The sequence below is a fragment of the Terrabacter aeriphilus genome, from assembly GCF_039542985.1.
In the GTDB taxonomy this organism is placed as follows: domain Bacteria; phylum Actinomycetota; class Actinomycetes; order Actinomycetales; family Dermatophilaceae; genus Terrabacter; species Terrabacter aeriphilus.
The window spans coordinates 204,897-228,320 of sequence record NZ_BAABIW010000016.1 but is presented as its reverse complement, the minus strand read 5'-3'; the positions used below and the strand labels follow the sequence as shown (position 1 = coordinate 228,320).

The 23,424-nt window shown below is 73.9% G+C and carries 21 protein-coding genes; 7 read left to right on the top strand and 14 right to left on the bottom strand.

Annotated features, from left to right (window positions below; all coding sequences use genetic code 11):
• The 4 genes from lipA to lipB form a co-directional block, all read right to left on the bottom strand.
• Positions 1-1,026, bottom strand: coding sequence for a lipoyl synthase (lipA, locus tag ABD979_RS12835; RefSeq protein ID WP_345507873.1), 1,026 nt, complete (start codon positions 1,024-1,026; stop codon positions 1-3).
• Between the two features lie 107 nt (positions 1,027-1,133).
• Positions 1,134-2,210 (bottom strand): ABC transporter permease subunit, encoded by a 1,077-nt coding sequence (locus ABD979_RS12830; RefSeq protein ID WP_345507872.1) that lies wholly within the window; start codon positions 2,208-2,210, stop codon positions 1,134-1,136.
• Complete coding sequence (locus tag ABD979_RS12825) at positions 2,207-3,169, bottom strand: ABC transporter ATP-binding protein (RefSeq protein ID WP_345507871.1); 963 nt, start codon at positions 3,167-3,169, stop codon at positions 2,207-2,209. The genes ABD979_RS12830 and ABD979_RS12825 overlap by 4 nt, the downstream gene beginning before the upstream one ends.
• Before the next feature lie 55 nt (positions 3,170-3,224).
• The gene (lipB, locus tag ABD979_RS12820) at positions 3,225-3,884 is read right to left on the bottom strand and encodes a lipoyl(octanoyl) transferase LipB (protein ID WP_345507870.1); all 660 of its coding nucleotides are present in this window, start codon (positions 3,882-3,884) and stop codon (positions 3,225-3,227) included.
• A gap of 36 nt (positions 3,885-3,920) precedes the next feature.
• Here lipB and ABD979_RS12815 point away from each other — a divergent pair, with 36 nt between their 5' ends.
• Both ABD979_RS12815 and ABD979_RS12810 read left to right on the top strand, forming a co-directional pair.
• Positions 3,921-4,991: a Gfo/Idh/MocA family protein gene (locus ABD979_RS12815; protein ID WP_345507869.1), complete on the top strand. Its 1,071-nt coding sequence runs from the start codon at positions 3,921-3,923 to the stop codon at positions 4,989-4,991.
• A gap of 118 nt (positions 4,992-5,109) precedes the next feature.
• Positions 5,110-6,780: a serine/threonine-protein kinase gene (locus tag ABD979_RS12810; protein WP_345507868.1), complete on the top strand. Its 1,671-nt coding sequence runs from the start codon at positions 5,110-5,112 to the stop codon at positions 6,778-6,780.
• Here ABD979_RS12810 and ABD979_RS12805 read toward each other — a convergent pair.
• Genes ABD979_RS12805 through lpdA form a run of 3 tightly spaced genes read right to left on the bottom strand, consistent with a single transcriptional unit; the run spans position 6,758 to position 10,982 of the window.
• On the bottom strand, positions 6,758-7,666 hold the full coding sequence (locus ABD979_RS12805; protein WP_345507867.1) for a TIGR01777 family oxidoreductase: 909 nt from the start codon (positions 7,664-7,666) through the stop codon (positions 6,758-6,760). The two genes, ABD979_RS12810 and ABD979_RS12805, sit on opposite strands and share 23 nt — an antisense overlap.
• 48 nt (positions 7,667-7,714) lie before the next feature.
• Positions 7,715-9,571: a 2-oxoglutarate dehydrogenase, E2 component, dihydrolipoamide succinyltransferase gene (gene sucB, locus ABD979_RS12800; RefSeq protein ID WP_345507866.1), complete on the bottom strand. Its 1,857-nt coding sequence runs from the start codon at positions 9,569-9,571 to the stop codon at positions 7,715-7,717.
• Positions 9,572-9,602: 31 nt separating this feature from the next.
• Positions 9,603-10,982 carry a dihydrolipoyl dehydrogenase gene (gene lpdA, locus ABD979_RS12795; protein ID WP_345507865.1) on the bottom strand — a complete coding sequence of 460 codons (1,380 nt, stop codon included), beginning with the start codon at positions 10,980-10,982 and terminating at the stop codon, positions 9,603-9,605.
• Between the two features lie 311 nt (positions 10,983-11,293).
• Here lpdA and ABD979_RS12790 point away from each other — a divergent pair, with 311 nt between their 5' ends.
• Positions 11,294-11,638, top strand: a complete 345-nt coding sequence (locus tag ABD979_RS12790) for a hypothetical protein (RefSeq protein WP_345507864.1) — start codon at positions 11,294-11,296, stop codon at positions 11,636-11,638.
• Between the two features lie 148 nt (positions 11,639-11,786).
• Positions 11,787-11,975, top strand: coding sequence for a DUF5302 domain-containing protein (locus ABD979_RS12785; RefSeq protein ID WP_345507863.1), 189 nt, complete (start codon positions 11,787-11,789; stop codon positions 11,973-11,975).
• 157 nt (positions 11,976-12,132) lie between these two features.
• Here ABD979_RS12785 and ABD979_RS12780 read toward each other — a convergent pair whose 3' ends face one another.
• Positions 12,133-13,602: a leucyl aminopeptidase gene (locus ABD979_RS12780; protein WP_345507862.1), complete on the bottom strand. Its 1,470-nt coding sequence runs from the start codon at positions 13,600-13,602 to the stop codon at positions 12,133-12,135.
• Positions 13,603-13,764: 162 nt separating this feature from the next.
• Here ABD979_RS12780 and gcvT point away from each other — a divergent pair, with 162 nt between their 5' ends.
• Positions 13,765-14,883, top strand: a complete 1,119-nt coding sequence (gene gcvT, locus ABD979_RS12775; RefSeq protein WP_345507861.1) for a glycine cleavage system aminomethyltransferase GcvT — start codon at positions 13,765-13,767, stop codon at positions 14,881-14,883.
• 82 nt (positions 14,884-14,965) lie between these two features.
• Here gcvT and ABD979_RS12770 read toward each other — a convergent pair whose 3' ends face one another.
• The gene (locus tag ABD979_RS12770; protein ID WP_345507860.1) at positions 14,966-16,102 is read right to left on the bottom strand and encodes a DmpA family aminopeptidase; all 1,137 of its coding nucleotides are present in this window, start codon (positions 16,100-16,102) and stop codon (positions 14,966-14,968) included.
• A 138-nt stretch (positions 16,103-16,240) separates the two neighbouring features.
• Here ABD979_RS12770 and ABD979_RS12765 point away from each other — a divergent pair, with 138 nt between their 5' ends.
• Both ABD979_RS12765 and ABD979_RS12760 read left to right on the top strand, forming a co-directional pair.
• A complete protein-coding gene (locus ABD979_RS12765; protein ID WP_345507859.1) occupies positions 16,241-17,488 on the top strand; it encodes a Mur ligase family protein in 1,248 nt (415 codons plus the stop codon).
• Positions 17,485-18,267 carry a hypothetical protein gene (locus tag ABD979_RS12760; protein ID WP_345507857.1) on the top strand — a complete coding sequence of 261 codons (783 nt, stop codon included), beginning with the start codon at positions 17,485-17,487 and terminating at the stop codon, positions 18,265-18,267. The genes ABD979_RS12765 and ABD979_RS12760 overlap by 4 nt, the downstream gene beginning before the upstream one ends.
• A gap of 191 nt (positions 18,268-18,458) precedes the next feature.
• Here ABD979_RS12760 and ABD979_RS12755 read toward each other — a convergent pair whose 3' ends face one another.
• From ABD979_RS12755 to ABD979_RS12735, 5 genes are read right to left on the bottom strand one after another with little or no spacing between them, the layout of a single operon-like run.
• Positions 18,459-19,256 (bottom strand): adenosylcobinamide-GDP ribazoletransferase, encoded by a 798-nt coding sequence (locus ABD979_RS12755; protein WP_345507856.1) that lies wholly within the window; start codon positions 19,254-19,256, stop codon positions 18,459-18,461.
• On the bottom strand, positions 19,234-19,878 hold the full coding sequence (locus tag ABD979_RS12750) for a bifunctional adenosylcobinamide kinase/adenosylcobinamide-phosphate guanylyltransferase (protein ID WP_345507855.1): 645 nt from the start codon (positions 19,876-19,878) through the stop codon (positions 19,234-19,236). Before ABD979_RS12750 ends, ABD979_RS12755 begins: the two co-directional genes overlap by 23 nt.
• Positions 19,875-20,732: an ECF transporter S component gene (locus tag ABD979_RS12745; protein WP_345507854.1), complete on the bottom strand. Its 858-nt coding sequence runs from the start codon at positions 20,730-20,732 to the stop codon at positions 19,875-19,877. The genes ABD979_RS12750 and ABD979_RS12745 overlap by 4 nt, the downstream gene beginning before the upstream one ends.
• Positions 20,729-22,351 (bottom strand): ABC transporter ATP-binding protein, encoded by a 1,623-nt coding sequence (locus tag ABD979_RS12740; RefSeq protein ID WP_345507853.1) that lies wholly within the window; start codon positions 22,349-22,351, stop codon positions 20,729-20,731. The genes ABD979_RS12745 and ABD979_RS12740 overlap by 4 nt, the downstream gene beginning before the upstream one ends.
• On the bottom strand, positions 22,348-23,424 hold the full coding sequence (locus tag ABD979_RS12735) for an energy-coupling factor transporter transmembrane component T (protein WP_345507852.1): 1,077 nt from the start codon (positions 23,422-23,424) through the stop codon (positions 22,348-22,350). The genes ABD979_RS12740 and ABD979_RS12735 overlap by 4 nt, the downstream gene beginning before the upstream one ends.

Here is a 23,424-nt window from a genome sequence, read left to right as displayed (position 1 = left end):
TCAGGATACGGCGCTCTGAGCGCGGGCCACCAACGACGCCGCCTCCTGGCGGGCCGGGGACTCGGCGGCCTCGGCGAGGTGCGACAGGTGGGCCGGGATCTCACGGCCCCACTTGCGCATCGCGGTCGCCCACAGGCGCCCCGCGCGGTACGACGAGCGCACGAGCGGGCCGGCCATGACGCCCTTGAAGCCGATCTCCTCGGCGACCTCGGACCAGTGCACGAACTCCTCCGGCTTGACCCACCGGTCGATCGGGTGGTGCAGCTTGGAGGGGCGGAGGTACTGCGTGATGGTGAGGATGTCGCAGCCGGCCTCGTGCAGGTCGCGGATGGCCTCCTCGATCTCGGCGTCGGTCTCGCCCATGCCGAGGATGAGGTTGCTCTTCGTGACGAGCTCGGCCTCACGGGCCATGGTCAGCACCTTGAGCGACTTCTCGTAGGTGAACGCGGGCCGGATCCGCTTGAAGATGCGCGGCACGGTCTCGAGGTTGTGCGCGAAGACCTCGGGGCGCGCGTCGAAGACCTGGCTCACGAGCTCGGGCTTGGCGCCGAAGTCGGGCGGGAGGATCTCGACGCCGGTGTTGGGGTTGAGCAGGTGGATCTGGCGGATCGTCTCGGCGTAGAGTCCGGCCGCGCCGTCGGGCTGGTCGTCGCGGGCCACACCGGTCACGGTCGAGTAGCGCAGGCCCATGCGGGCGACCGACTCGGCCACGCGGCGGGGCTCGTCGAGGTCGAGCGTCGTGGGGCGACCCGTCGCGATGTCGCAGAAGTCGCAGCGGCGGGTGCAGACGTCACCGCCGATGAGGAAGGTCGCCTCCTTGTCCTCCCAGCACTCGAAGATGTTGGGGCAGCCGGCCTCCTGGCACACCGTGTGCAGGCCCTCGGACTTCACCATCGAGTGCAGCGCGGTGTACTCCGGGCCCATCTTCGCCGTCGTCCTGATCCAGGACGGCTTGCGCTCGATGGGGGTCTCGGAGTTGCGCGCCTCGACGCGCAGCAGACGACGGCCGTCGGGAACGACAGACACACGGGCTCCTTGGTCGGGATCTACGACTCCGCACAGGTTACGCCCCGGCACCGCCAACCCTCGACACGGCCGTGCCCGGGGTCGGCTCGCGAGCCGGCCGGGGTGGGTCAGCTGACGTCGCGGCGGCGGAAGGCCACCAGGGCGGCGCCGACGCCGACCACGGCGATGACGAGCAGGTAGACCCAGCCGTGCGTGTAGGAGAGCGGCAGCCGGGTCGAGGAGCAGCCGTCCGGGCCACACGTCGTGGCGAAGTACGTCGTCCCGTTCTGGACGAACGCGTCGAGGTTGGCGCGTACGAGCCACGGCTGCAGGCGGCCGTTCGCCAGCCCCTGCGCGACGAGACCCTCCATGACGACGGCCCAGCCGAGCACGGCACCGACGACGCCGGCCGTCGACCGCAGCAGCAGGCCGATCGCGGCGCCGCCGAGACCGCCCAGCGCGATGGCCGCGCTGATCCTCAGCAGCTCCTGCACGAGCGATCCGTCGCTGGGCGCGTCGGCGAGCGGGAGGTCGGCACCGGGCCGGTTGACCGTCGTGATCATCGCCGCCAGAGCCGTCGACAGGGCCGTCACGAGGGCGGCGACGGCGAGCCCGCCGATGGTCGCGGCGACGAGCTTGGCCGACGCCACGCGCAGCCGCCGCGGCTGGAACGTCAGCCAGTTGCCCATGGAGCCGCTCGCGAACTCCGCGGCGACGAAGCTCGCCCCGAGGATGAAGGCGAGGAAGCCGAAGACGTAGAAGCCCTCCACGACGATGCTGCGCACGACCGCGTCACGCGTCGTGTTGATGAGGCCGAAGTCCGCCGGGGACGGCGGAGCGAAGATGCTCTCGCAGTCGAAGTCGGACAGCCCGCCGTCCTGCTGCGACTTCGCCTGGTCCGCCTTGCACGCGGCGATCTGCTCGGCCCGCTGCTCGGGCGTCACGTTCGCCTGGTCGGCCTCGATCTGCTTGACCGTCTGGCTGTACGCGTCGAGGCGCTCGGCGAGGCTCTCAGGGGAGGTGTCCTTGTAGATCGAGAAGCCGGCGACGCCGATGACGACGACGATCGCCACGAGCACGGCCTTCGTGAGCCGGCGCCACCACAGGCGGCGCAGCTCGACGCCGACGAGGCCGACGAACGACGTGCCGCGGGGTCGACGCTCGGTACGCGGCCGCGAGTCGGGCGAGACGAGGGTGCTGCTCATGCTGCGCCTCCCGTCGACCGGCCGCCGGCGAGCCGGTCGGCATCACTGCCGAGCCCCTCGTCGGCGGTGAGGGCGAGGAAGGCCGACTCGAGGTCGGGGCGCACGGGCACGAGCTCGCTGACGTAGAGCCCGTGCCCCGCCAGCGACCGGGTGATCGCGGCGGGGTCGTCGGTGCCGACGACCAGCAGCCCTCCGTCGCGCGTGACGCCGAACCCCTCGGCCTCCAGCACGGTCGCGGCGCGGTCGGGCGACGCGACGCCGACGCGCACCTGGCTGACGCCGGCGCCGCCGAGGATGTCGCTGACGTGGCCCTCGGCGAGCAGCGCGCCGTGGCCGATGATCGAGACCGTGTCGGCGACCTGCTCGACCTCGGCGAGGATGTGCGAGCTCACGAGCACCGTCTTGCCCTGCGCGCCGAGCGAGCGCATGGTGTCGCGAACCTCCCGGATGCCGGCGGGGTCGAGCCCGTTGGTCGGCTCGTCGAAGATCAGCAGGTCGGGGTCCTTGAGCAGCGTCGCCGCGATGGCGAGACGCTGCTTCATCCCGAGGGAGAAGCCGGCATACCGGTCCCGGCCCCGGTCACCGAGGTGGGTGGCCGCGAGCACCTCGTCGACGCGCTCGCGCGGGCTGCCGATGGCGCCGGCCAGCAGCACGAGGTTCTGCCGGGCCGTGAAGGCGGGGAAGAACTTCGGCGACTCGACGATGGCGCCGACGCGGTCGATGACGTGGGGGAGCCGGTCGGGCACCGACTCGCCGAACACCTCGGCGGTGCCGGAGTCGGGCTGCGCGAGGCCGAGCAGCATGCGGATCGTCGTCGTCTTGCCGCTCCCGTTCGGGCCGAGGAATCCGTGGACCCCGCCGAGGGGCACCGTCATCGTCAGGCCCTGGACCGCGACGCGTCTGGTGGTGCGGCTCAGATAGGTCTTGCGCAAGTTGACCGTGCGGACCGCTGCGTCCATCGCTTCTCCCCTGAGGCTCGGCTGTGAGCACACCCTAGGGGCAGGAGGGGCCGGGTCAGGTGGCGACGCGCTGGTTCGGTCGGAGGGTCGGGAGGATGTCGGCGAGGTGCTTCTCGACGTGCGGCAGCACCTCCGTGACGGGCACGTCACGGCCGAGCTCGAAGGAGAGCGAGGTGACACCGGCGCCGACGATGCCGCACGGGATGATGACCTCGCCCCACGACAGGTCGGGGTTGCAGTTGAAGGCGAAGCCGTGCATCGCGACCTGCCGGCTCACCCGGATGCCGATGGCACCAATCTTGCGCCGCGGCCCGCGGTCGTCGGCGGCGATCCACGTGCCGCTCTCGCCCTCGACCCGGCCGGCCTCGACGCCGAAGTCGGCGCAGACCCGGATCATCATCTCCTCGATGTGCCGCACGTAGCCGACGACGTCGATCGGGGCGGGCAGCCGGACGATGGGGTAGCCGGTGATCTGGCCGGGACCGTGCCAGGTGATCTTGCCGCCGCGGTCGACGTCGATGACGGGAGTGCCGTCGGTCGGGCGCTCCTGGGGCTCGGTGCGCTTGCCCGCGGTGTAGACCGCGCGGTGCTCGAGGAGGTAGACGGTGTCGGGCTCCTCGCCCGAGACGACCTTCGCGTGGGTGTCGCGCTGCACCTGCCAGGCGTGCTCGTAGTCCACGAGGTCGGGGTCGAGGCCGAGGTGCACGAAGCGCATGGCGTCACCCTACGCCGGGCGGCATACGATGCCGGAATGCCTCCCACCGCGTCGCCCGACACCCCCGCCAGCCTCCGTGTCGGCCTCGTCGGCTACGGCTCGGCCGGCCGCGGGATCCACGCCCCCCTCATCGTGCGCGCGGGCCTGCAGGTGGCGGTCGTCTCGACGTCGAACGCGCAGCGGGCCGACGAGGTGCGCGCCGACCTGCCGGCTGCCGAGGTCGTGCCGGACCTCGAGACGCTGCTCGCGGTCGACGGGCTCGACCTCGTCGTGCTGGCCTCACCCAGCGGCGTGCACGCGGAGCAGGCCGAGCGCGTCGTGGAGGCCGGCATCCCGCTCGTCGTCGACAAGCCGCTGGCCGTCGACGCGAGCGCCGCCCTCGGCGTCGTCGACCTCGCCCGCCACCACGGCGTGCCGCTCACCGTCTTCAACAACCGCCGCTTCGACCCCGAGCTCGCGGCGCTGCGCATCGTCCGCGACGACGACCTCGTCGGTGAGATCTGGCGCGCCGAATACCGTTGGGACCGTTGGCGTCCCGTGCCCAAGCAGCGGTGGCGCGAGCAGGTCTCGCCGGAGCAGGGTGGTGGCCTGCTCCTCGACCTGCAGACCCACCTCGTCGACCAGGCCGTGCTGCTGCACGGTGAGGTCGAGTCGGTCTACGCCGAGCTCGACGCGCGCACGACGACCGCCGAGGACGACACCTTCCTCGCGTGCCACCACACCTCGGGTGTCGTCAGCCACGTCATGGCGAGCTCGGTCAACGGTTCACCGGGGCCGCGGGCCCGGGTCAGCGGCTCGTCGGGCTCGTTCGTCATCGGCCGGCAGGTCGACGACGTCAGCGCCTTCACCGAGTTCGAGAACGACGGTGACGCGGTGGGCTGGATCGTCCGCGGCGACGAGCGCGAGCGCGGGCCCGTCGTCACCGACGCGGACCAGGCCGACTTCTACCGCGCCGTCGCGGCTGCGCTCGGGTCCGCGGACCCGCAGTCGGCCATGCCGGTCGACCCCCGCGACGCCGTGCACGTCCTCGCCGTGCTCGACGCCGCGCGGATCAGCGCGCGTGATCGTCGGGTCGTCGACGTCGTGACCCCCGGCGAGACCCCCTGAGCCTTCGCCGCCGACAGCTGCAGCGTCCCGGCCACCGAGGCCGTATGCCGTCCGGTGGGGTCCGCGGGCCTGTGGACGACGCGCTCGTGCGCCCTGCGCGCGCTGCTTCCATGGAGAGGTGAGCCACGAGGGGAGCCCGACCGACGCCGGGATGGCGGGCGCCTGCATTGCGGGCACCCCGGGACCGGGTGACGGGGAGCGCGAGCACGAGCCGGAGCCGCCGGACGTGCCGGGCCACGTCGTCGAGAGCGTCGTGGGCATCGGCTCGTCGGCGGTCGTGTGGGCGGGCCGCGACGCGACCGGGCGGGCCGTCGCCGTCAAGGTGCCCCGTCGCTCGCCGGCCCCCGGCACGGGCGGGGCGGGTGGCTCGGCCTCGACGTGGTCGGCGGCGGAGCAGCAGGTGCTGTTGGCGGTGCGCCACGACCACCTCGTGCCGCTCCGCTCGGTCGTGCCCCTCGCCGACGGCCGCGTCGCGCTCGTCTTCGACCTCGTCCGGGGCGTCCAGCTGCACGGCCTGGTGCGCGCGCGGGGGCACCTGCGCCCGGGTGAGGTCGTCACGGTCGTCACACCGGTCTGCGAGGCCGTCGCGGCGGTGCACGCCGCCGGTGGCCTGCACGCCGACCTCTCGCCGGGCAACGTCGTCGTCACCCCGGACGGCCGCCCGGTCCTGCTCGACCTCGGGTCGGCCCGGCTCGCGGGGCAGGCCGAGGGTGAGGCGGTCGGCACGCCCGGGTTCGTGGCTCCCGAGGTGCGTCTCGGCAGCGACCCGAGCGAGGCCTCCGACGTCTACGCCCTCGGGGCGCTCGCGTGGTTCTGCGTCACCGGCAACGGGGCTCCCGACACGCTGCAGCGCCTCGACCCGCAGACCGTCGCGAGCCACGTCGGCCCGGAGCTCGGTCCGCTCGTCGCCGCGTGCCTCGACCCCGATCCGGACCTGCGTCCCTCGGCGGCCGAGCTCGCGCGGTGGTGCTGGGAGAACGTGCCCGCCGAGCCGGTCGAGGTCGTGCTGGGAGATGACGGTGCTGCCGCGCTGACCCACCGGCTGCGGGCCCAGGCGCGGGCCGAGCCCCCGCCGCCGCGACGTGCTGCCCGGCGTCGCCGGCGGTGGCTCGCGCCCCTCGTCGCCGTGCTGGTCCTCGCTGGTCTCGGGTGGGCGGCCGTCGCGTGGAGCCTGGCGCGCCCTGCGGTGGCACCGTGGCCGGGCGCGGCTCGGTCCGTCGCCGGGACGCCCGGGGTCGCGCCTGCGGCATCGTCGGACGGCAGGTCCGCCGCCCAGCCCACGCCGGGGTCTCCGGTGCCACGCGCGTCACCGGTTCCGTCTCCGTCACGGTCACCGTCAGGGTCTCCGTCACGGTCACCGTCGGCATCGCCCGAGGCGCTGCTCGGCTCGGCGTCGGCCCCGGCCCGCCGGCCGGAGGACCTCCTCCAGGCGCTGAGCGACCGGCGTGCGGTCGTTCTCGTCAGCCGGGACCCCACCGGGCTCGCCGCCGTCGACGCACCCGGCTCGCCGAGTGAGGCGGCCGATCGGGCGCTGGTCTCCGAGCTCGTCCGCTCGGGCCTGCGGTGGCGACAGCTGCGCCTGCAGGTGGCCGAGGCGACCTACGTCGGGGGCTCGTCGACGCGGGCGGTGCTGCGCGCGCGAGTCGACTGGACGGCATACGTCGTGGTCGAGAGCGACGGGAGCGCGAGGACGAGGCCGGCGGACGCGGGGGAGCGCCTCGACTTCACGGTGGTGCGCGGAGGGCAGGGCTGGCGGCTCCGGTCGGTCAGTGCCCCACCAGCCACCTGACGGCGCCCGAGAGGTCGGGGTGCTCGAAGGTGAACCCCGCAGCCAGCAGCGCCGAGGGCTCGACGCGCTGGCTGGCGATGATGTAGTCGGCGAACTCTCCGACGACGGCGCGCAGCGCGAAGCGGGGGGCCGGGACGAAGGCGGGACGCCGCAGCTCCCGGCCGATGGCGGCCGCGATCTCCTTCTGGCGCGCGGGGTGCGGCGCGGTGAGGTTGAACGGACCGACGAGCTCCGGGTGGTCGATGAGGTGGGTCAGGGCCCGTACCTCGTCGACGAGGGTGATCCACGGCCACCACTCACGGCCCGAGCCCATGGGTCCGCCGAGGCCGAGCTTGCCGAGCAGCACGACCTGCGAGAAGGCGCCGCCGTCAGGAGCCATGACGAGGCCGGTGCGGGTGAAGGCGGTCGGGATGCCGGCGTCGACGGCGGGCTGGGCGGCGCCCTCCCAGCGGGTCACCACGCCGGCGAGGAAGTCGTCACCGGGGGCGCTCGCCTCGGTGAGCACGTCGTCGCCGCGGTCACCGTAGTAGCCGACGGCCGAGGCGTTGACGAGTCGGATCGAGGCACCGGTGCGCTCCCGGTGGGCCACGAGCGCCCGGGCCACGGTGCCGGTGGCGTCGGTGCGGGAGCGCTCGACCTCGTGCTTGTGCGCGTCGGTCCAGCGACGGTCGCCGATGCCGACCCCCGCGAGGTTGACGACGGCGTCGACCCCGGCGAGGGCCGAATCGTCGAGACGCCCCTGGGCGGGGTCCCACTGCACCTCGTCGGGCGCGCCGGGGGCGTGCCGCACGAGGCGGACCACCTCGTCGCCTCGCTCGGTGAGGTGACGGCGAAGCGCGCCGCCGATCAGACCGGATGAACCGGTGACGGCGACGCGCTTCGTCATGTGCTGCTCCTGCTGCCCGAGGGCGTTCGGTGATGCGGTGGGTGGTGCTCAGGCCTCGAAGCGGCCCTCTTCGAGTCGCGCCTTCATCGTGCCGAGGAAGCGCGCGGCGTCGGCGCCGTCGACGATGCGGTGGTCGTACGACAGCGCGAGGTACATCATCGAGCGGATGGCGATCGTCTCGCCGCCGTCGGCGTCGGTGACGACGACCGGGCGCTTGACGATCGCACCGGTGCCGAGGATGGCCACCTGCGGCTGGTTGATGATCGGCGTGTCGAAGAGCGCGCCACGGCTGCCGGTGTTGGTGATGGTGAAGGTGCCACCGGCCAGGTCGTCGGGCGTGATCTTGTTGCTCCGCGTGCGGGCCGCGACGTCGGCGATCGCGCGGGCGAGCCCGGCGATGTTGAGGTCCCCGGCGTTCTTCACGACGGGGACGATGAGCCCCTTCTCCGTGTCGACCGCGATCGAGAGGTTCTCGCTGCCGTGGTAGACGACCTCGTCACCCTCGATGCTCGCGTTGACCATCGGGTGCGCCTTGAGCGCCTCGGTGGCGGCGAGCGCGAGGAACGGCAGGAAGCTGAGCTTCGTGCCCTCGCGCGCCTCGAAGTCGCCCTTGACCTTGGCGCGCAGGCGCGCGACCTTCGTCAGGTCGACCTCGACGACGGTCGTCAGCTGCGCCGACACCTGCAGCGACTCGACCATGCGCGTGGCGATGACCTTGCGCAGGCGCGTCATCTTCTCGCGCGTGCCGCGCTTCGGGGAGACCTCGCCGGCGGCCGGAGCGCTCGCGGCCGGAGCCGAGGGCGCAGCGGCAGCGGGCTGCGCCGGGGCCGGTGCCGCGGCCGGGGCCTGGGCGGCCTTGGCCGCCTCGGCCGCGTCGAGCACGTCCTGCTTGCGGATGCGGCCACCGACGCCGGTGCCCGTGACCGAGCCCAGGTCGACGCCGTGCTGACCGGCGAGCTTGCGCACGAGCGGCGTCACGTAGGCGGCGGCGTCGTCACGCGACGGGGTCGCCGCGGGGGCAGCGGCCTCGGGGGACTGCTGGGCCGCGGGGCGCTCGGCGTCGGCGGGCTTGCCGGCAGCCTCCTGCGTGGCCTCCTCCGGCTTCTCCTGCGCGGGAGCCTTCTCGGGCTCGGGGGCCTTCTCCGGCTCGGGGGTCTTCTCGGGCTCCGGTGCCTTCTCCGGCTCGGGGGCCTTCTCGGGCTCCGGTGCCTTCTCGGCCGGCGCGGCGGGAGCGGACCCGCCGATGACGGCGAGGTCGGCGCCGACGGGCACGGTGTCGTCCTCCTGGACGAGGATCTTCGTCAGCGTGCCGGCGACCGGGGAGGGGATCTCGGTGTCGACCTTGTCGGTCGAGACCTCGAGGAGCGGCTCGTCGACGGCGACGTCGTCGCCCTCGGCCTTGAGCCACCGCGTCACGGTGCCCTCGGTGACCGACTCGCCGAGGGCCGGCATCGTCACGGTCTGGCCGTCGCCGCCGCTCGAGGCGGACGCCTCGGCCTGCGGCTTCTCGGCCGCGTCGGCCTCGGGCTCGCTCGTGGCGGCCTGGGGCTCCTGCTCGGTGCTCGGCGCCTCGGGCGCGGGAGCGGACTCCTCTGCGGGGTCCGACTCCGGGGCCGACTGCGGGGCCGACTCGGCGGCGGGCGCGTCGTCGCCACCGGACGGGGCCGCACCGTCGCCGATGACGGCGAGGTCGGCGCCGACGGGCACGGTGTCGTCCTCCTGGGCGAGGATCTCCTGCAGCGTTCCCGCCACGGGGGAGGGGATCTCGGTGTCGACCTTGTCCGTCGAGACCTCGAGCAGCGGCTCGTCGACCTCGACGCGGTCACCGACGTTCTTCAGCCAGCGGGTGACGGTCCCCTCGGTGACTGACTCACCCAGGGCCGGCATGGTCACGCGTTCTGACATGACGTGTTTTCTCCTCTTCCCAGTTTCTGGCTCAAGCGTGTGCGTGCAGGGGCTTACCCGCCAAGGCCAAGTGTGCCTCGCCGAGTGCCTCGTTCTGTGTGGGGTGCGCGTGGATGAGACCCGCGACGTCCTCGGGGTGGGCCTCCCAGTTGACGATGAGCTGCCCCTCGCCGATCTGCTCACCCATCCGGGCGCCGATCATGTGCACCCCGACGACCGGACCGTCGACCTGGCGCACGAGCTTGACGAAGCCCTGGGTGCCGAGGATCTGGGACTTGCCGTTGCCGCCGAGGTTGTACTCGTACGTCGCGACGTCGCCGTGCTTCTCGCGCGCCTGCGCCTCGGTGAGGCCGACGCTCGCGATCTCGGGGTCGCAGTAGGTGACGCGCGGGATGCCGCTCTCGTCGATGGGCGCCGGCGCGAGGCCTGCGATCTCCTCGGCGACGAAGATGCCCTGGGCGAAGCCGCGGTGCGCGAGCTGGAGGCCGGGCACGATGTCGCCGACGGCATACACGCCCGGGACGCCGGTGCGCAGGCGCTCGTCGGTCGGCACGAAGCCGCGGTCGACGGTGACGCCGGCCTGCTCGTAGCCGAGGCCCTCGGTCACGGGTCCGCGCCCGACGGCGACGAGCAGCAGGTCGGCCTCGATCGTCTCGCCCGACTCGAGCGAGACCGTGACGACGTCACCCTGCTGCGTGGCGCCCGCGAAGCGGACACCGGTCTTGAAGACGATCTTGCGCTTGCGGAACGACCGCTCCAGCTGCTTGCTGATCGCCTCGTCCTCGGCGGCGACGAGCCGCGGCAGCGCCTCGACGATCGTCACCTCCGACCCGAAGCTCTTGAAGACGGAGGCGAACTCGACGCCGATGACGCCGCCGCCGAGCACGACGACGCGGTCGGGCACGTGGTCGATCGAGAGCGCCTGCTCGCTCGTCATGATGCGGCCGCCGATCTCGAGCCCGGGCAGCGTCCTCGCGTAGCTGCCCGTGGCGAGCACGACGTTGCGGCCCGTCAGGCGACGGTCGCCGACGACCACGGTGTGGGGCCCGTCGAGCCGGCCGGAGCCCTCGACGTAGTCGATCTTCGCCGACTTGACCAGGCCCTGCAGACCCTTGTGGAGGCGGCTGATGACGCCGTCCTTGTAGGCGTTGACGCCGGGCATGTCGACCGACTCGAGCGTCGTGCGCACCCCGAACTGCGCGCCCTCACGGGCGACGTCGGCGACCTCGGCGGCGTGCAGGAGCGCCTTGGTCGGGATGCAGCCCTGGTGCAGGCAGGTGCCGCCCAGCTTGCCCTTCTCGACGAGCGCGACCGAGAGCCCCAGCTCTGCCGACCGGAGGGCGCAGGCGTAGCCGCCCGAGCCCCCACCGAGGATGACGACGTCGTAGTCGCCTGCGGCGTCAGCCGACATGTGGATGTGCTCCTTCATGGGGATCGCCCGCCTCCGGCCGGGGTGGGGCGGGAGGGCGGGGAGGGGCAAAAGCGACGTGCACCATGCATCTTGTCATTGATCCTCCGGGACGTCACAGGCAGGTCCACGCTCGTTCGCGCAGGTCCGGGCGCGCGTCCGCGCGGCCTCGCGACTCCCTGCTCGCAGGCGGGCCCGCCGCCCGGTCCGCCGGATTCGCACGCACGGCGCACACGCACGGCACACGGCGGACTCATGGCGGGCTCATGGCCGGGTCACGGCGTGACGCGGCGATCAGCACGTACAGTGCCGCCATGGGCTGGTTCTCACGCCGCCGCGATTCGGGCAACGGTCGTCCGGGTCGCTCCGACGGGCCGCAGATGCAGATCGACCGCAAGGCCGTGGAGGAGCACCTGCGTGCCTTCGTCGAGTCCAAGCGCGGCGTCGAGGCGTACGTCGAGCCGGCCACGAGCGTCACGACGACGACCATCGTCCTCATCGCCTGGGACGGCGAGTGGACGCGCCGGGCCGTCGGCACGCCCAAGGACGGTTTCGGCATCAGCCAGAAGCTCGGCGTCCCCGTCTACGACGTCAACCAGACCGGCTACCCCAACCGGATGCGCGAGTGGAGCAAGCGCCGCCGGCGCGGCGACGCCTGAGTGGCCGGGGGCCCGCCGGGCACCCGTCGCGAGATCCCGGAGGCGCCTCGCCGGCAAATGGGGTGGACCCTGACCGCGACGGCTGACAGGGTGAAACCCGAACAGTGCGTGCCGGATCCGGCGCCACGGCACAACAGGAGGTTGGCGAATGTCGAAGCAGGATGACGCACCGAGCGGTCCGAGCGAGGAGATGAAGGCCAAGTTCCGGGCTGCGCTCGACAAGAAGCACGCGCACGGCGGCAAGGACGTCACCGACGACCACGACCGCAGCAAGGTGCACGGCGCGCACGGCCCGGCCAAGGCGCAGCAGATGTTCCGCCGCAAGTCCGGCGGCTGACCCCAGTCCCAACCGTCGAGAGGCCACTCCTTGCGGGTGCCTCGACGTCGAAGGGCCAGAACGCGCGACGCGTTCTGGCCCTTCGACGTTCCCGGACCCGCAGGACGTGGCCTCTCGACGGTGTCAGTGGGGCAGGGGTATGCCGTCAGCGCGTGGGTCAGACGTAGGACTCGGCGACGCCGACGAGGGTGCGCACGCCGAAGCCGGTGCCGCCCTTGGGCCAGTAGCCCGTCGGGGCCTTGTCGTTGTACGCCGGGCCGGCGATGTCGACGTGGCTCCACGGGATGCCCTCGCCGACGAACTCCCCGAGGAAGATGCCGGCTGTCAGCATGCCGCCCTCGGCGCCGCCCTTGTGGGCGAGGTCGGCGTTCATCGAGTCGAGGCCGGCGCGCAGCTCGGTCGGCAGCGGCATCGGCCACGCGGCCTCGCCGACCGACGCGGCCGCGTCGAGCACTCGGGTGCGGAACGCCTCGTCGTTGCCCATGACCGCAGCGGTGTTCGCGAGCGCCACGACCTGGGCGCCGGTGAGCGTCGCGATGTCGACGATGGCGTCCGGCGTGGACTCCGACGCGAGCGCGATGCAGTCGCCGAGCACCATGCGGCCCTCGGCGTCGGTGTTGAGCACCTCGACGGTCTTGCCGCCGCGCATCGTCACGACGTCGCTCGGGCGGTACGCCGACGAGCTCGGCATGTTCTCGGCCAGTCCGAGGTAGCCCGTGACGGCGATGGGCAGGCCGAGCTCGGCGATGGCGAGTACGGCGCCGGCCACGGCGGCCGCGCCGGCCATGTCGCACTTCATCGTCAGCATGCCGGCGGCCGGCTTGATGCAGAGGCCACCCGAGTCGAACGTGATCCCCTTGCCCACGAACGCGATGGAGGCCTTGGGGCGTGACGGGGTGTAGCTGAGCACGGCGATGCGCGGGTCGTTCGCGGAGCCCTGGCCGACGGCCACGGTGCCCCCGAAGCCGCCGGCCCGCAGCGCCTTCATGTCGTAGGACTTGAGCTTGACCTTCGTGCCCTTGACCCGGTCGGCGAGCGAGTCGACGAACGTCTCGGGGTAGAGCAGGTTCGGCGGGAGGTTGACGAGGTCGCGGGTGTAGGCGACGGCCTCGCCGAGGGCGGCGGCGCGCTTGACGGCCTTGCGCGACGCGGCGTCGGCCGGGCCGACGAGGGCGACGGCCGCGACGGCGTCGGTGCTGGTCGCGCCCGCCTTGGACACGGCATACGCCCCGAGCGCGACGCCCTCGGCGACCGCCGCGACGACCTCGACGGAGGTGCCCGGCACGACAGCGACGACCTTCTTGCGCTTCGTCAGCGCGCGCAGGGCGGAGCCCATGCCCTTGCGGACGTCCTCGAGCGCCGACGCCTCGGCCGAGAGCGCCCCGACGCCCGCGAGCACGACGATCCTGGCGGCGACCTCGGGCACGGCGGCGAGCGAGGTCACCTCGCCGACCTTCCCGGTCAGCTCGAGGTCGGCCACGACGGACTTGAGGTGCGCGACCGTCTTGCGCGGGAGGCCGTGCCCCGGGGCGAGCGCCGCGGTGGGCTCGCCGCTGACGAGGGCGATCACGAGCGCGTCGCCCGGGGTGTCGGCGGCCGAGCGGTTCGAGATGGTCAGGTTGGCCACGAAGGACTCCTTTGTCGAGGTGCTTCCGGGGCGCACGGGTCCGGGGTCGAGCGGCGTGCGTCGAGGGGCGAGGTGCACGGGTGCGTGCGGAGGCTGCCGGGTGACGGCGTTCGATGATAACGAGCGACGGCGGCATACCCGGCGGGCGGTAGGTTGGCGCCCATGACGACAGAGACGTCGGGGACGACCGCCCCGCTCACCTCACCCCTGCACGACCGCCACGTCGCCCTCGGCGCCAAGATGGCCGACTTCGGCGGCTGGGACATGCCGATCGAGTACCCGGGCGGCGGCGTCGTCGCCGAGCACACCGCGGTGCGCGAGCGCGTCGGCGTCTTCGACGTGAGCCACCTCGGCAAGGCCTCGGTCACCGGTCCGGGTGCCGCCGACTTCGTCAACGCGTGCCTGACCAACGACGTGCGCCGCATCCAGCCCGGGTCGGCGCAGTACACGCTGTGCTGCGACGAGGCCGGTGGCGTCGTCGACGACCTCATCGTCTACCTCAAGGCCGACGACGACGTCTTCCTCATCCCCAACGCCGCCAACACGGCCGAGGTGGTGCGCCGCCTGCAGGCCGCCGCGCCCGAGGGCATCACCGTGACGAACCTGCACCGCGACCACGGGGTGCTCGCCGTGCAGGGGACGAAGAGCGACGAGGTGCTCGAGGCGCTCGGCCTGCCGACGGGCCACGACTACATGTCGTTCGTCGAGGCCGACTGGAACGGTGCGCCCGTCATCGTGTGCCGCACCGGCTACACGGGGGAGCGCGGCTACGAGCTCGTGCCCCGCTGGGACGACACACCGGCCCTCTGGGACGCGCTCGTCGACGCGATCGCGACCTTCGACGGCAAGCCGTGCGGCCTCGGCGCGCGCGACACGCTGCGCACCGAGATGGGCTACCCCCTGCACGGACAGGACCTGTCGCTGCAGATCTCGCCCGTGCAGGCCCGCGCCGGCTGGGCGGTCGGCTGGAAGAAGGACGCCTTCTGGGGCAAGGCCGCCCTCGAGTTCGAGCGGGCCAACCCGACCCGCCTCATGCGCGGTCTGCTCGTGACCGGCCGTGGCATCCCGCGCGCGCACTGCACCGTGTCGTTGAACGGTGCGGCGGCCGGCGAGGTCACCTCCGGCACCTTCTCGCCGACGCTCAAGCAGGGCATCGCCCTCGCGCTCCTCGAGCCCGGGATCGCCGACGGCGAGACCGTCGAGATCGACGTGCGCGGCCGTGCCGTGGAGGCCACGGTCGTCAAGCCGCCGTTCGTCAAGGTGCAGGTGCGCGAGAGCTGAGTTCGACTGCGCCACAAGGTATGCCGGCCGGTGCACCCAGGTGCGCCGGCCGGCATACCTTGTGGTGGCGGTGCGTCGGGCGTCAGGGGCGCAGCGAGAACTTCCGCCGGCCGTGGCGGTCGAGGATGGCGGCGAGGCGCTCGCCGTCGAGGGCGTGGATCGTCAGGCCGTCGCGGCCGACCATCGTCTCGGCCTGCAGCATGGCGTTGAGGATCGCCTCCGCCGTCGCCTCGATGACCGCGCCGAACATCGCGTCGAAGTACTCGAGCGCGAGCATCTCGACCTGCATGCCGATCTCGGTGCGGGCGCCCGGACCCTGGTCGGGCATGCCGTGCGCGGCCGTCGAGAACGCGATCATGAGGTCGCCGGAGTAGTTGTCGCCCCGCGCCCCGAACTTGGCGATGCCGAGGCCCGCGCGCTGGGCGAGGCGGTTCAGCTGGTGCGGCAGCAGCGGCGCGTCGGTGGCCACGACGGCGAGCACCGAACCGGTGCCCGGCGGCGGCACCCGGGTGATCTCCGACGACCGCGGGAAGGGCACGACCTTCTTCGGCAGCACGTGACCGATCGGCACGCCGTTGACCTCGAAGTGCTTGCGGTCGCCGTGGTTCGCCTGGACGAGCACGCCCACCGTGAAGTGCCGGTCGCCGAGGTCGACGACCCGCGACGCGGTGCCCGTGCCGCCCTTGAAGCCGTAGCACTGCGTGCCCGTGCCGCCGCCGACGTTGCCCTCGGCGATGGCGCCGGTGCGCGCGCCGTCGAACGCCTCGTGGACGTGCTCGCGCCGCACGTGCTGGCCGCTGATGTCGTTGAGGATGCCGTCCCACGTCTCGCCGACGACGGGAAGCATGATCGGCATCCGGCCCGGCACGCGCGTCTCGCGGGCGATGAGGGAGTCCCGCACGATGCCGACGCTGTCGGTGTTGGTCAGGGCGATCGGGCTCGAGAGCATGCCCGACTCGTGCAGCCACTCGAGGCCGGTCAGCTCGCCGAAGCCGTTGAGCCGGTGGTACCCCGCGAAGACCGGCTCGGTCGACGCGCGGCCGCCGTGGGGGAGCACGACGGTGACACCCGTGCGCACCGGCCCCCGGCCGACCGTCATCTCGCCGTCGCCCTGCACGATGGTGCTGTAGCCGACGCGCACGCCCGCGACGTCGGTGATGGCGTTCAGCGGACCCGACTCGCCGGTCCCGATCTCGATCCCGACATCGGAGGCTCGCACGGTCTTCTCCTCGTCCACCCGCAGGCCGGGACGACCGGGACTGCGGCTACCATCTGGCTTGTCGATCTGGCCTGTCACCGAGCGGTCGTCCCTCGCCGACTGGCGACGCGACCGACGATGTCGAGAAGGGTAACCGCTTTGTCCGACGCACGCGATCCGCTCCGCGCCCGACTGGCGTTGGCGACCGGACGGTCCGCGGGCCGTCTCTCCAAGGCCCTCGGCAAGGGCTCCGGCTCGATGATCGGCGGTCGCCTGGCCCTGCGCGTCGACCCCGGCGTGCTGCACGCCGTGGCGGGTGAGCGGCGCAGCGTGCTCGTCACCGGCACCAACGGCAAGAGCACCGTCACGGCCCTCGTCGCCGCGGCGATCTCCCCGGGGGGCGCCGTCGTCAGCAACACGACCGGCGCCAACATGACCGACGGCATCGTCACGGCGCTCTCGGCCGACCGCACCTCCGGGCTCGCGGCCCTCGAGGTCGACGAGGTCTACCTCGAGCCGGTGGCCCGGGGCACCCGCCCCCGCGTCGTGGTCGTGCTCAACTCCTCGCGGGAGTACACGCGCGGCGTCTCGCTCAAGAGCACGCTGGAGCACTGGCGCCGCACCGCCGCCGCCCTGCCCTCCGACTGCGTCGCCATCGTCAACGTCGACGACCCGCTCGTCACGTGGGCCTTCGAGACCGCGCCGCGGGTCGTCGGTATCACCGGCGGCCTCTACTGGCGCGGCGACGCCCTCGTCTGCCCGGCCTGCGGCTCGATCCAGGAGTTCACCGAGCAGTCGTGGAGCTGCCCGGGCTGCGGTCGCCGGCGTCCCACGCCCGACTGGACGGTCGTGCCCGACGGCGACGGGTGGGCGGTGGAGCACGACGGCCGGCGCACCCGCGTCGACGTCACCGTGCCGGGCCGCACCGGCCCCGTCGGCGGCGCCTTCGCGCTCGCTGCCGCCGATGCCCTCGGGGTCGACGTGGCGGCCGCCGCCGAGCGCGTCAGCGCCGTCGCCGACGTCGACGGGCGTTACGCCCCCTACCGGCTGGGCGACCACGTGGCCCGGCTGCTCATGCTGAAGAACCCGGCCGGGTGGGCCGAGGCCATCGACGTGTCGGTCTCGACGGGCCGTCCCCTCGTCGTCGCCGTCGACCCCTTCGGCCCCAAGGACACCGCGACGATGTGGGAGGCGCCGTTCGAGCGGCTCGCCGGACAGCGGGTCGGGGTCACGGGCGGACGCACCGCCGACGCCGTGGCCATCCTCGAGGCGGCCGGCGTGCACCCGGTCGAGGCGCCCGACATCGAGTCGGCGCTGGGCACCCAGCCCCCCGGTGAGGTGATGGTGGCCTGCAACTACCCGGCCTTCCGACGCATCTCCAAGCAGTTCCGAGGAGGCACCCCGTGAGCCGGCTCGTCGTCGCCACGCTCTTCCCGCTCGCCACGGTCGCCGCGGCCGACGAGGCCAACGCGACGGCGCTCGTGCGCCGCGGTGCGGTCCGTGACATCACGGTCGAGACCGTCACCGTCGACCGCGCCGACTCCTTCGTCGACGCCGACGTCTACCTCGTCGGCGGCACCGGGCGCGGCGGTGTCGGCGCCCTCGTCGAGGCGCTCACCTCCACCGACCTCGCCGTGCGGGTCGCCGACGGCGCGCTGCTGCTCGCGGTCGACGCCGGGCTCGACGCGGTCTCGCGCTCCTGGGTCGACGCCTCGGGCACGCGCCGGCAGGGGCTGGGCCTCGCGCCCGTCACGGTCGAGCCGGCCGCCGAGGCCACGGGCACCGTCGTCACGCGCCCCGACGCGACGCTGTCGCTCCCGGCCCTCACCGGCTGGGAGGCCAACGACCTGCGCACGGTCCGCGAGGACGGCGCCCGGGCGCTCTTCACCCTCGAGATCGGCGCGGGCAACCGCACCGAGGACAGCTCGGGGGACGTGACCGAGGGCGTGCTCGCCGGGTCGGTGATCGGCACGCGGCTGCACGGCCCGCTGCTGTCGCTCAACCCCGAGCTCGCCGACCTCGTGCTCGCCCGCGCCACGGGGCGCACCGAGCCGTGGCCGACGCTCGCGTCGCCGTCGGTCGAGCGTGCCCGCACCCAGCGCATCGCCGAGGCGCGCCGTGACGCCCCGCGCGCCGACTGGCGCAGCCGCCTCCCCGCCCGCGTGGCCGCCCGCCTCCACCGCTGACCCCACTCCCTTCAACCGTCGAAAGGCCAGGGTCTGCGGGTCTTCCCCGGTCGAGTGGTCACTCGGCACGGCCGCGGGGACTGGCCTCTCGACGGTGCAGCACCCGCGAAGCGTGGCCCTTCGACGGTTCGGGACCCGCGAAGGTTGGCCTTTCGACGGTTCGGGACCCGCGAAGGTTGGCCTTTCGACGGTCAGGTGACGAGGGTGGCGGTGACCGCGGCGGCGGACAGGGCGACCTCGATCGCGGCGCCGATGACGTCGCCCGTCACGCCGCCCAGGCGGCGGACGGCACGGCGCCGGGTGGCGACGGCCGCAGCCGCGGCGGCCAGCACGACGAGGACGGCGCCGACCAGGGTCCGCCACCCCGCCTGACCGGGGCCCACCCACATCAAGGCGCCCGCACCGAGGACGACGACGGCGACCACGAGACCGACGAGCCCGGCGCGCCCCACCGTGCCCGCGACGCCCTGACCGAGGCCTTCGTCGCGCGCAGGAGGTATGCCGTCACGCGTGCACACCGCGCAGGCCAGCCGGCTCGCGACGAGGGCGACGACGGCGAGGGTGGTGCCGGTCGAGGTGGCGAACAGGCTTGCGAGACAGGCTGCCTCGAGCAGGAGGACGAGCACGATCGCCGCTGCCCCGGCTGGTCCGGTGTCGCCCCGGCGCATGACGGCCAGCGACCGCTCGCGGTCGTGCCCGGACGTCAGGCCGTCGGCGAGGTCGGCGAGCCCGTCGAGGTGCAGCGCGCGCGAGAGCAGCGCCGTCACGACGAGCGCGAGCACTGCGGCGACGCCGGTCGGGACCCAGCCGTGCACCGCGGCCCAGCCGAACGCAGCCCAGACGAGGCACGCCGGCGCCGTCGTCAGCGGGGCGAGCAGCATGGCCCGGCCGAGCACGCGCCGGTCGACGTGCGACGGCATCGCGACGGGCAGGGCGGTGAAGGTGCCGAGGGCGAGCCGCCACGCGTCACGCACGGGCCGCGCCGGCATCCGGCTGCCCGGTATCCGGCCCCGCGGCCACGACCGGGGCGTGCGTGAGGTCGACGACCCGGCCGGCGACGACGAGGTGCACGTGCGCCGCGACGGCGGCGACGAGCGCGTTGAGCCGGCCGAGCTCGTCCTGGAAGAGCCGACCGGACGCCGTCGTGGGGACGAGCGACCAGCCGACCTCGTTCGTCACGACGACGACGGGAACCGTCGTCTCGCAGAGCGCCGCGACGAGCCGGTCGCCCTCGCGGCGGACGGTCTCCGCGGCGCCGACGAGGTCGTCCCACCCCGCACCGTCGACGACGGCCGTCAGCCAGGTGCCGAGGCAGTCGACGAGGACGGGTCCGGTGGCGGCTGCGAGGGCCTCGACGACGTCGGTCGTCTCGAGGGTCCGCCACGACCCCCGGCGCCGAGCCCGGTGCTCCGCCACCCGCCGGCTCCACTCGGGGTCGCTGGGGTCCGCCCGGCGGCCGGTCGCGACGTAGGTGGCCCCGCCGGGGTGCGTGGCGAGCCGGCCGACGAGGCCCTCGGCGTGGCGGCTCTTGCCGCTGCGCACGGGCCCGGTGACGAGCGTGGTGGTCGCGGCCCGACCGGCCCGGTCGTGGAGGCCGGGGGCTGCGCTCACCGGGTGTCCTCCGCGCCCTGCAGCCGCGCGGTCGCCGGCACGGCGGCTCCGGGCGCCGGCTCGAACGCGACGGCAGCCCCGAAGGCCGCCCGCCGCGCGCCCCGGCGGAAGACGCGGAGCAGGGCGGGCCCGGCCACGACGACGAGCACGGCGTTGAGCACCCCGCGCGGCACGTCCCACCCCAGCGACGTCGCGAGGTAGAAGAGCCCGTAGTGCCCGAGGTTCTCGGACACCGTGGCGCCCGGCACGAAGCCCATGCCGCTCGGCGCGTTGGTGCCGAGGAAGGGCCAGAACCACAGGTTCATGAGCACCCCGAAGGCGAGGCCCGTCACGAGGGCGTATGCCGCGAGCGACCACCGCTCGGTGCGCCCGCCCGCGCGCCCCGGCAGCAGCCCGGCCCCGAGCCCGATGCCACCCGCGCAGATCATCTGAAACGGCAACCACGGCCCGACGCCGCCCGTGAGCAGGGCACCGGTCGTGACCGCGAGCGAGCCGGACACGAAGCCGACGCCCGGGCCGAGCACGCGCCCGGCGACGATGACGACGAAGAACATCGGCTCGAGCCCGGCCGTGCCCGCGCTGAGCAGGCGCAGGGCACCGCCGGCAGCGGCCGCCACCCCGAGCACGGCGATCGTCTTGGCGTCGAGGCGCCCGGCCGTCACCTCGGCGAGGCACACGACGGCGAGCAGCGCGAGCAGGACGGCGAAGAACCAGGGCGCGTCGTTGCCGTGGTCGCGCGCGACGTCGCCCGTGACGAAGAAGGGCCAGGTGAAGGCGACGAGACCGACGAGCCCGACGACGGCCACGGCCACGACGGCCGGCCAGCGCAGCGGGATGACACGTCGTGAGGTCATGCGATGCGCCCGAGTGCGCCGGCGACCTCGGCCACCGTGAGCCACGTCTGGGGGAGCAGCACCTTCGTCACCTGCGGCGCGAAGGCGGGGGAGGAGGCGAGCACGTCGCGGGCCGGACCGTCGGTCACGACCTCACCGTCCGCGAGGATGACGACGCGGTCGGCCACCTCGGCCGCGAGCTCGACGTCGTGGGTGGCGAGGACGACGGTCGTGCCCTGGGCGGCCAGCCCGGTGAGCACCTCGCCGAGCCGCTTCTTGGCGCCGTAGTCGAGGCCCCGCGTCGGCTCGTCGAGCAGCAGCACCTCGGGGGAGCCGGCGAGGATCACGGCCAGGGCCAGCTCGAGGCGCTGCCCCTCGGAGAGGTCGCGCGGGTGGAGGTCGGGGTCGACGCCGTCCGAGATGCGGTCGAGCACGGCCCGGGCCGTGCCCGCCGGCACGGCGAAGTCCTCGTCGGCGGCGGCGCACTCCGCGGCGACCGAGTCGGCGTAGAGGAGCAGCTCGGGCTGCTGCGGCACGAGCCCGACGGTGCGCACGCGCTCACGCGGGCTCCGGGCGTGCGGGTCGATGCCGTCGGCGCCGAGGCGCACCTGCCCGCCCGTGAGCCGGTGCTGGGCGGCCAGCGCGCCGAGCAGGGTCGACTTGCCGGCGCCGTTGCGCCCCATGAGCGTCGTGATGGAGCCGCGGGCCACGTCGAGGTCGACGCCGTCGAGCACGACCCGGCCGCCGCGCGCGACCTTGAGCCCCTTGACCGCCACGGCGTCGCCCGGCCCGATGAGGCGCAGGTCGGCCGTCGGCCGCGGCGTGCTCGCGCCGAGCGCATCGCGCAGCGTCGCGGCCTGGCGCCGGGCGTCACGGATCGACAGGGGCGTCGGCGACCACCCGACGAGCCGGGAGAGGCCGACGACCGGCGGGAAGATCTGCGACCGCAGCATCGCCTCGGCCGGGTCGAGCAGCTCCGACACGCGGCCGTCGTCGACGAGCACGACCCGGTCCGCGTGGTGCACGACCCGTTCGAGGCGGTGCTCCGCGAGCACGACCGTGACCCCGAGGTCGTGCACGATGCGGTGGAGCGAGGCCAGGACCTCCTCTGCCGCAACGGGATCGAGGGCCGACGTCGGCTCGTCGAGCACGAGCACGCGCGGGCCTGCGGCGAAGAGGGCCGCGATGGCGACGCGCTGCTGCTGCCCGCCCGAGAGCGCGCGCAGCGACCGGGTCCGCAGCGGGGTGAGGCCGAAGAGGTCGAGGGTCTCCTCGACGCGGCGGCGGATCGTCGTCGGGTCGAGGCCCATCGTCTCCATGCCGTAGGCGACCTCGTCCTCGACGACGTCGGTGACGAAGGTCGACGTCGGGTTCTGCTCGACGAGGCCCACGACGGTGGCGAGGTCACGCGGGCGGTGCTCCGCCGTGTCGAGGCCGTCGACGGTGACGCGTCCGCGCAGCGTGCCGCCGCTGAAGTGCGGCACGAGCCCGTTGATGGTGCGCAGCAGCGTCGACTTGCCGCTGCCGGTGGGCCCGACGACGAGCACGAGCTCGCCCTCGGGCACCTCCAGCGTCACGTCGCGGAGGCTGGGAGCGGCTGCGTCGGCATACTGCACCGACACGTGGTCGAAGGTGATCACGGGGCCACCTCTCGGGGCATCGGGGTGAGCCACGCGGGCAGCGCGGCCACGAGGAGGGCGAGCACGGCGACGAGCGGCACGGCAGGCAGCCCGGCCTGCTGGGCGGGCGTCACCCCGTCCCAGCCGCGCGCCGAGGCGACGACGAGCGCGCCGGCCGGCACGGCGCCGGCCACCACGGTCACGGTCTCGGTCCAGGCCCACCGGTCGCGCCGGTGGCCCGACCGCCCGTCGCGGGAGGCGCCGACGGCGAGGCTCGTCGCTGCGACGACGGCACCCAGGGCGAGCAGCGGGAGGCCGAGCAGCCCGCCGGCAGACGCGTCGAGCAGCCCGTAGAGGCCGGCGACGACGCCGACGAGACCGACGAGGGCCAGCGTGGTGGCGGCACGGCGCGAGGTGGAGCTCGACCGCACGGAGCGGCCGTAGCCCCGGGACTCCATCGACGCCGCGAGGCCGAGCGAGCGCTCGAACGCGGTCTCGAGCACGGGCACGGTGAGCCGGGCCAGCTCGCGCACCCCCCGACCGTCGCGTCCGCGCAACGTGCGGGCCGCGCGCACGTCGCGCGCGTCCGAGAGCAGCTGGGGCGCGAAGGTCAGGCCCACGACGACGGCGGTGCCGACGTCGTAGAGGGTGGCCGGCAGGTAGCGCAGCAGCCGGCGCGGGCTCGCCAGCGCGTTCGCCGCGCCCAGGCACGCGAGCACCGCGGCGAGGCGCAGGGCGTCGTACACGGCATACAGGATCGCGTCGAGCGTGACCGGGCCGCCGAGGCGGATGCTGGCCGCCCACTCCGGCAGGGGCACCTGCGGCAGCGTGAAGAGCACGGTGCCGCCGACGATGCCGTTGCCGAGCAGCGCCGTCATGACGACGCGGAACGCGACGATGACGGCGCCGATCACGAGGAAGGCCGGCAGCGGGTTGGGCACGGCGGGGTCGCGGCGCTCGGCGACGACGAGGACGCAGACGCCGATGACCCCGACGAGCAGCAGCGGGTTGGTCGTGCGCGACGCAGCCGTGGCGAGACCGAGCCCCCACAGCCACCAGGCCGCGGGGTGCTGCAGTCGCGCCCGTTGCGCCAT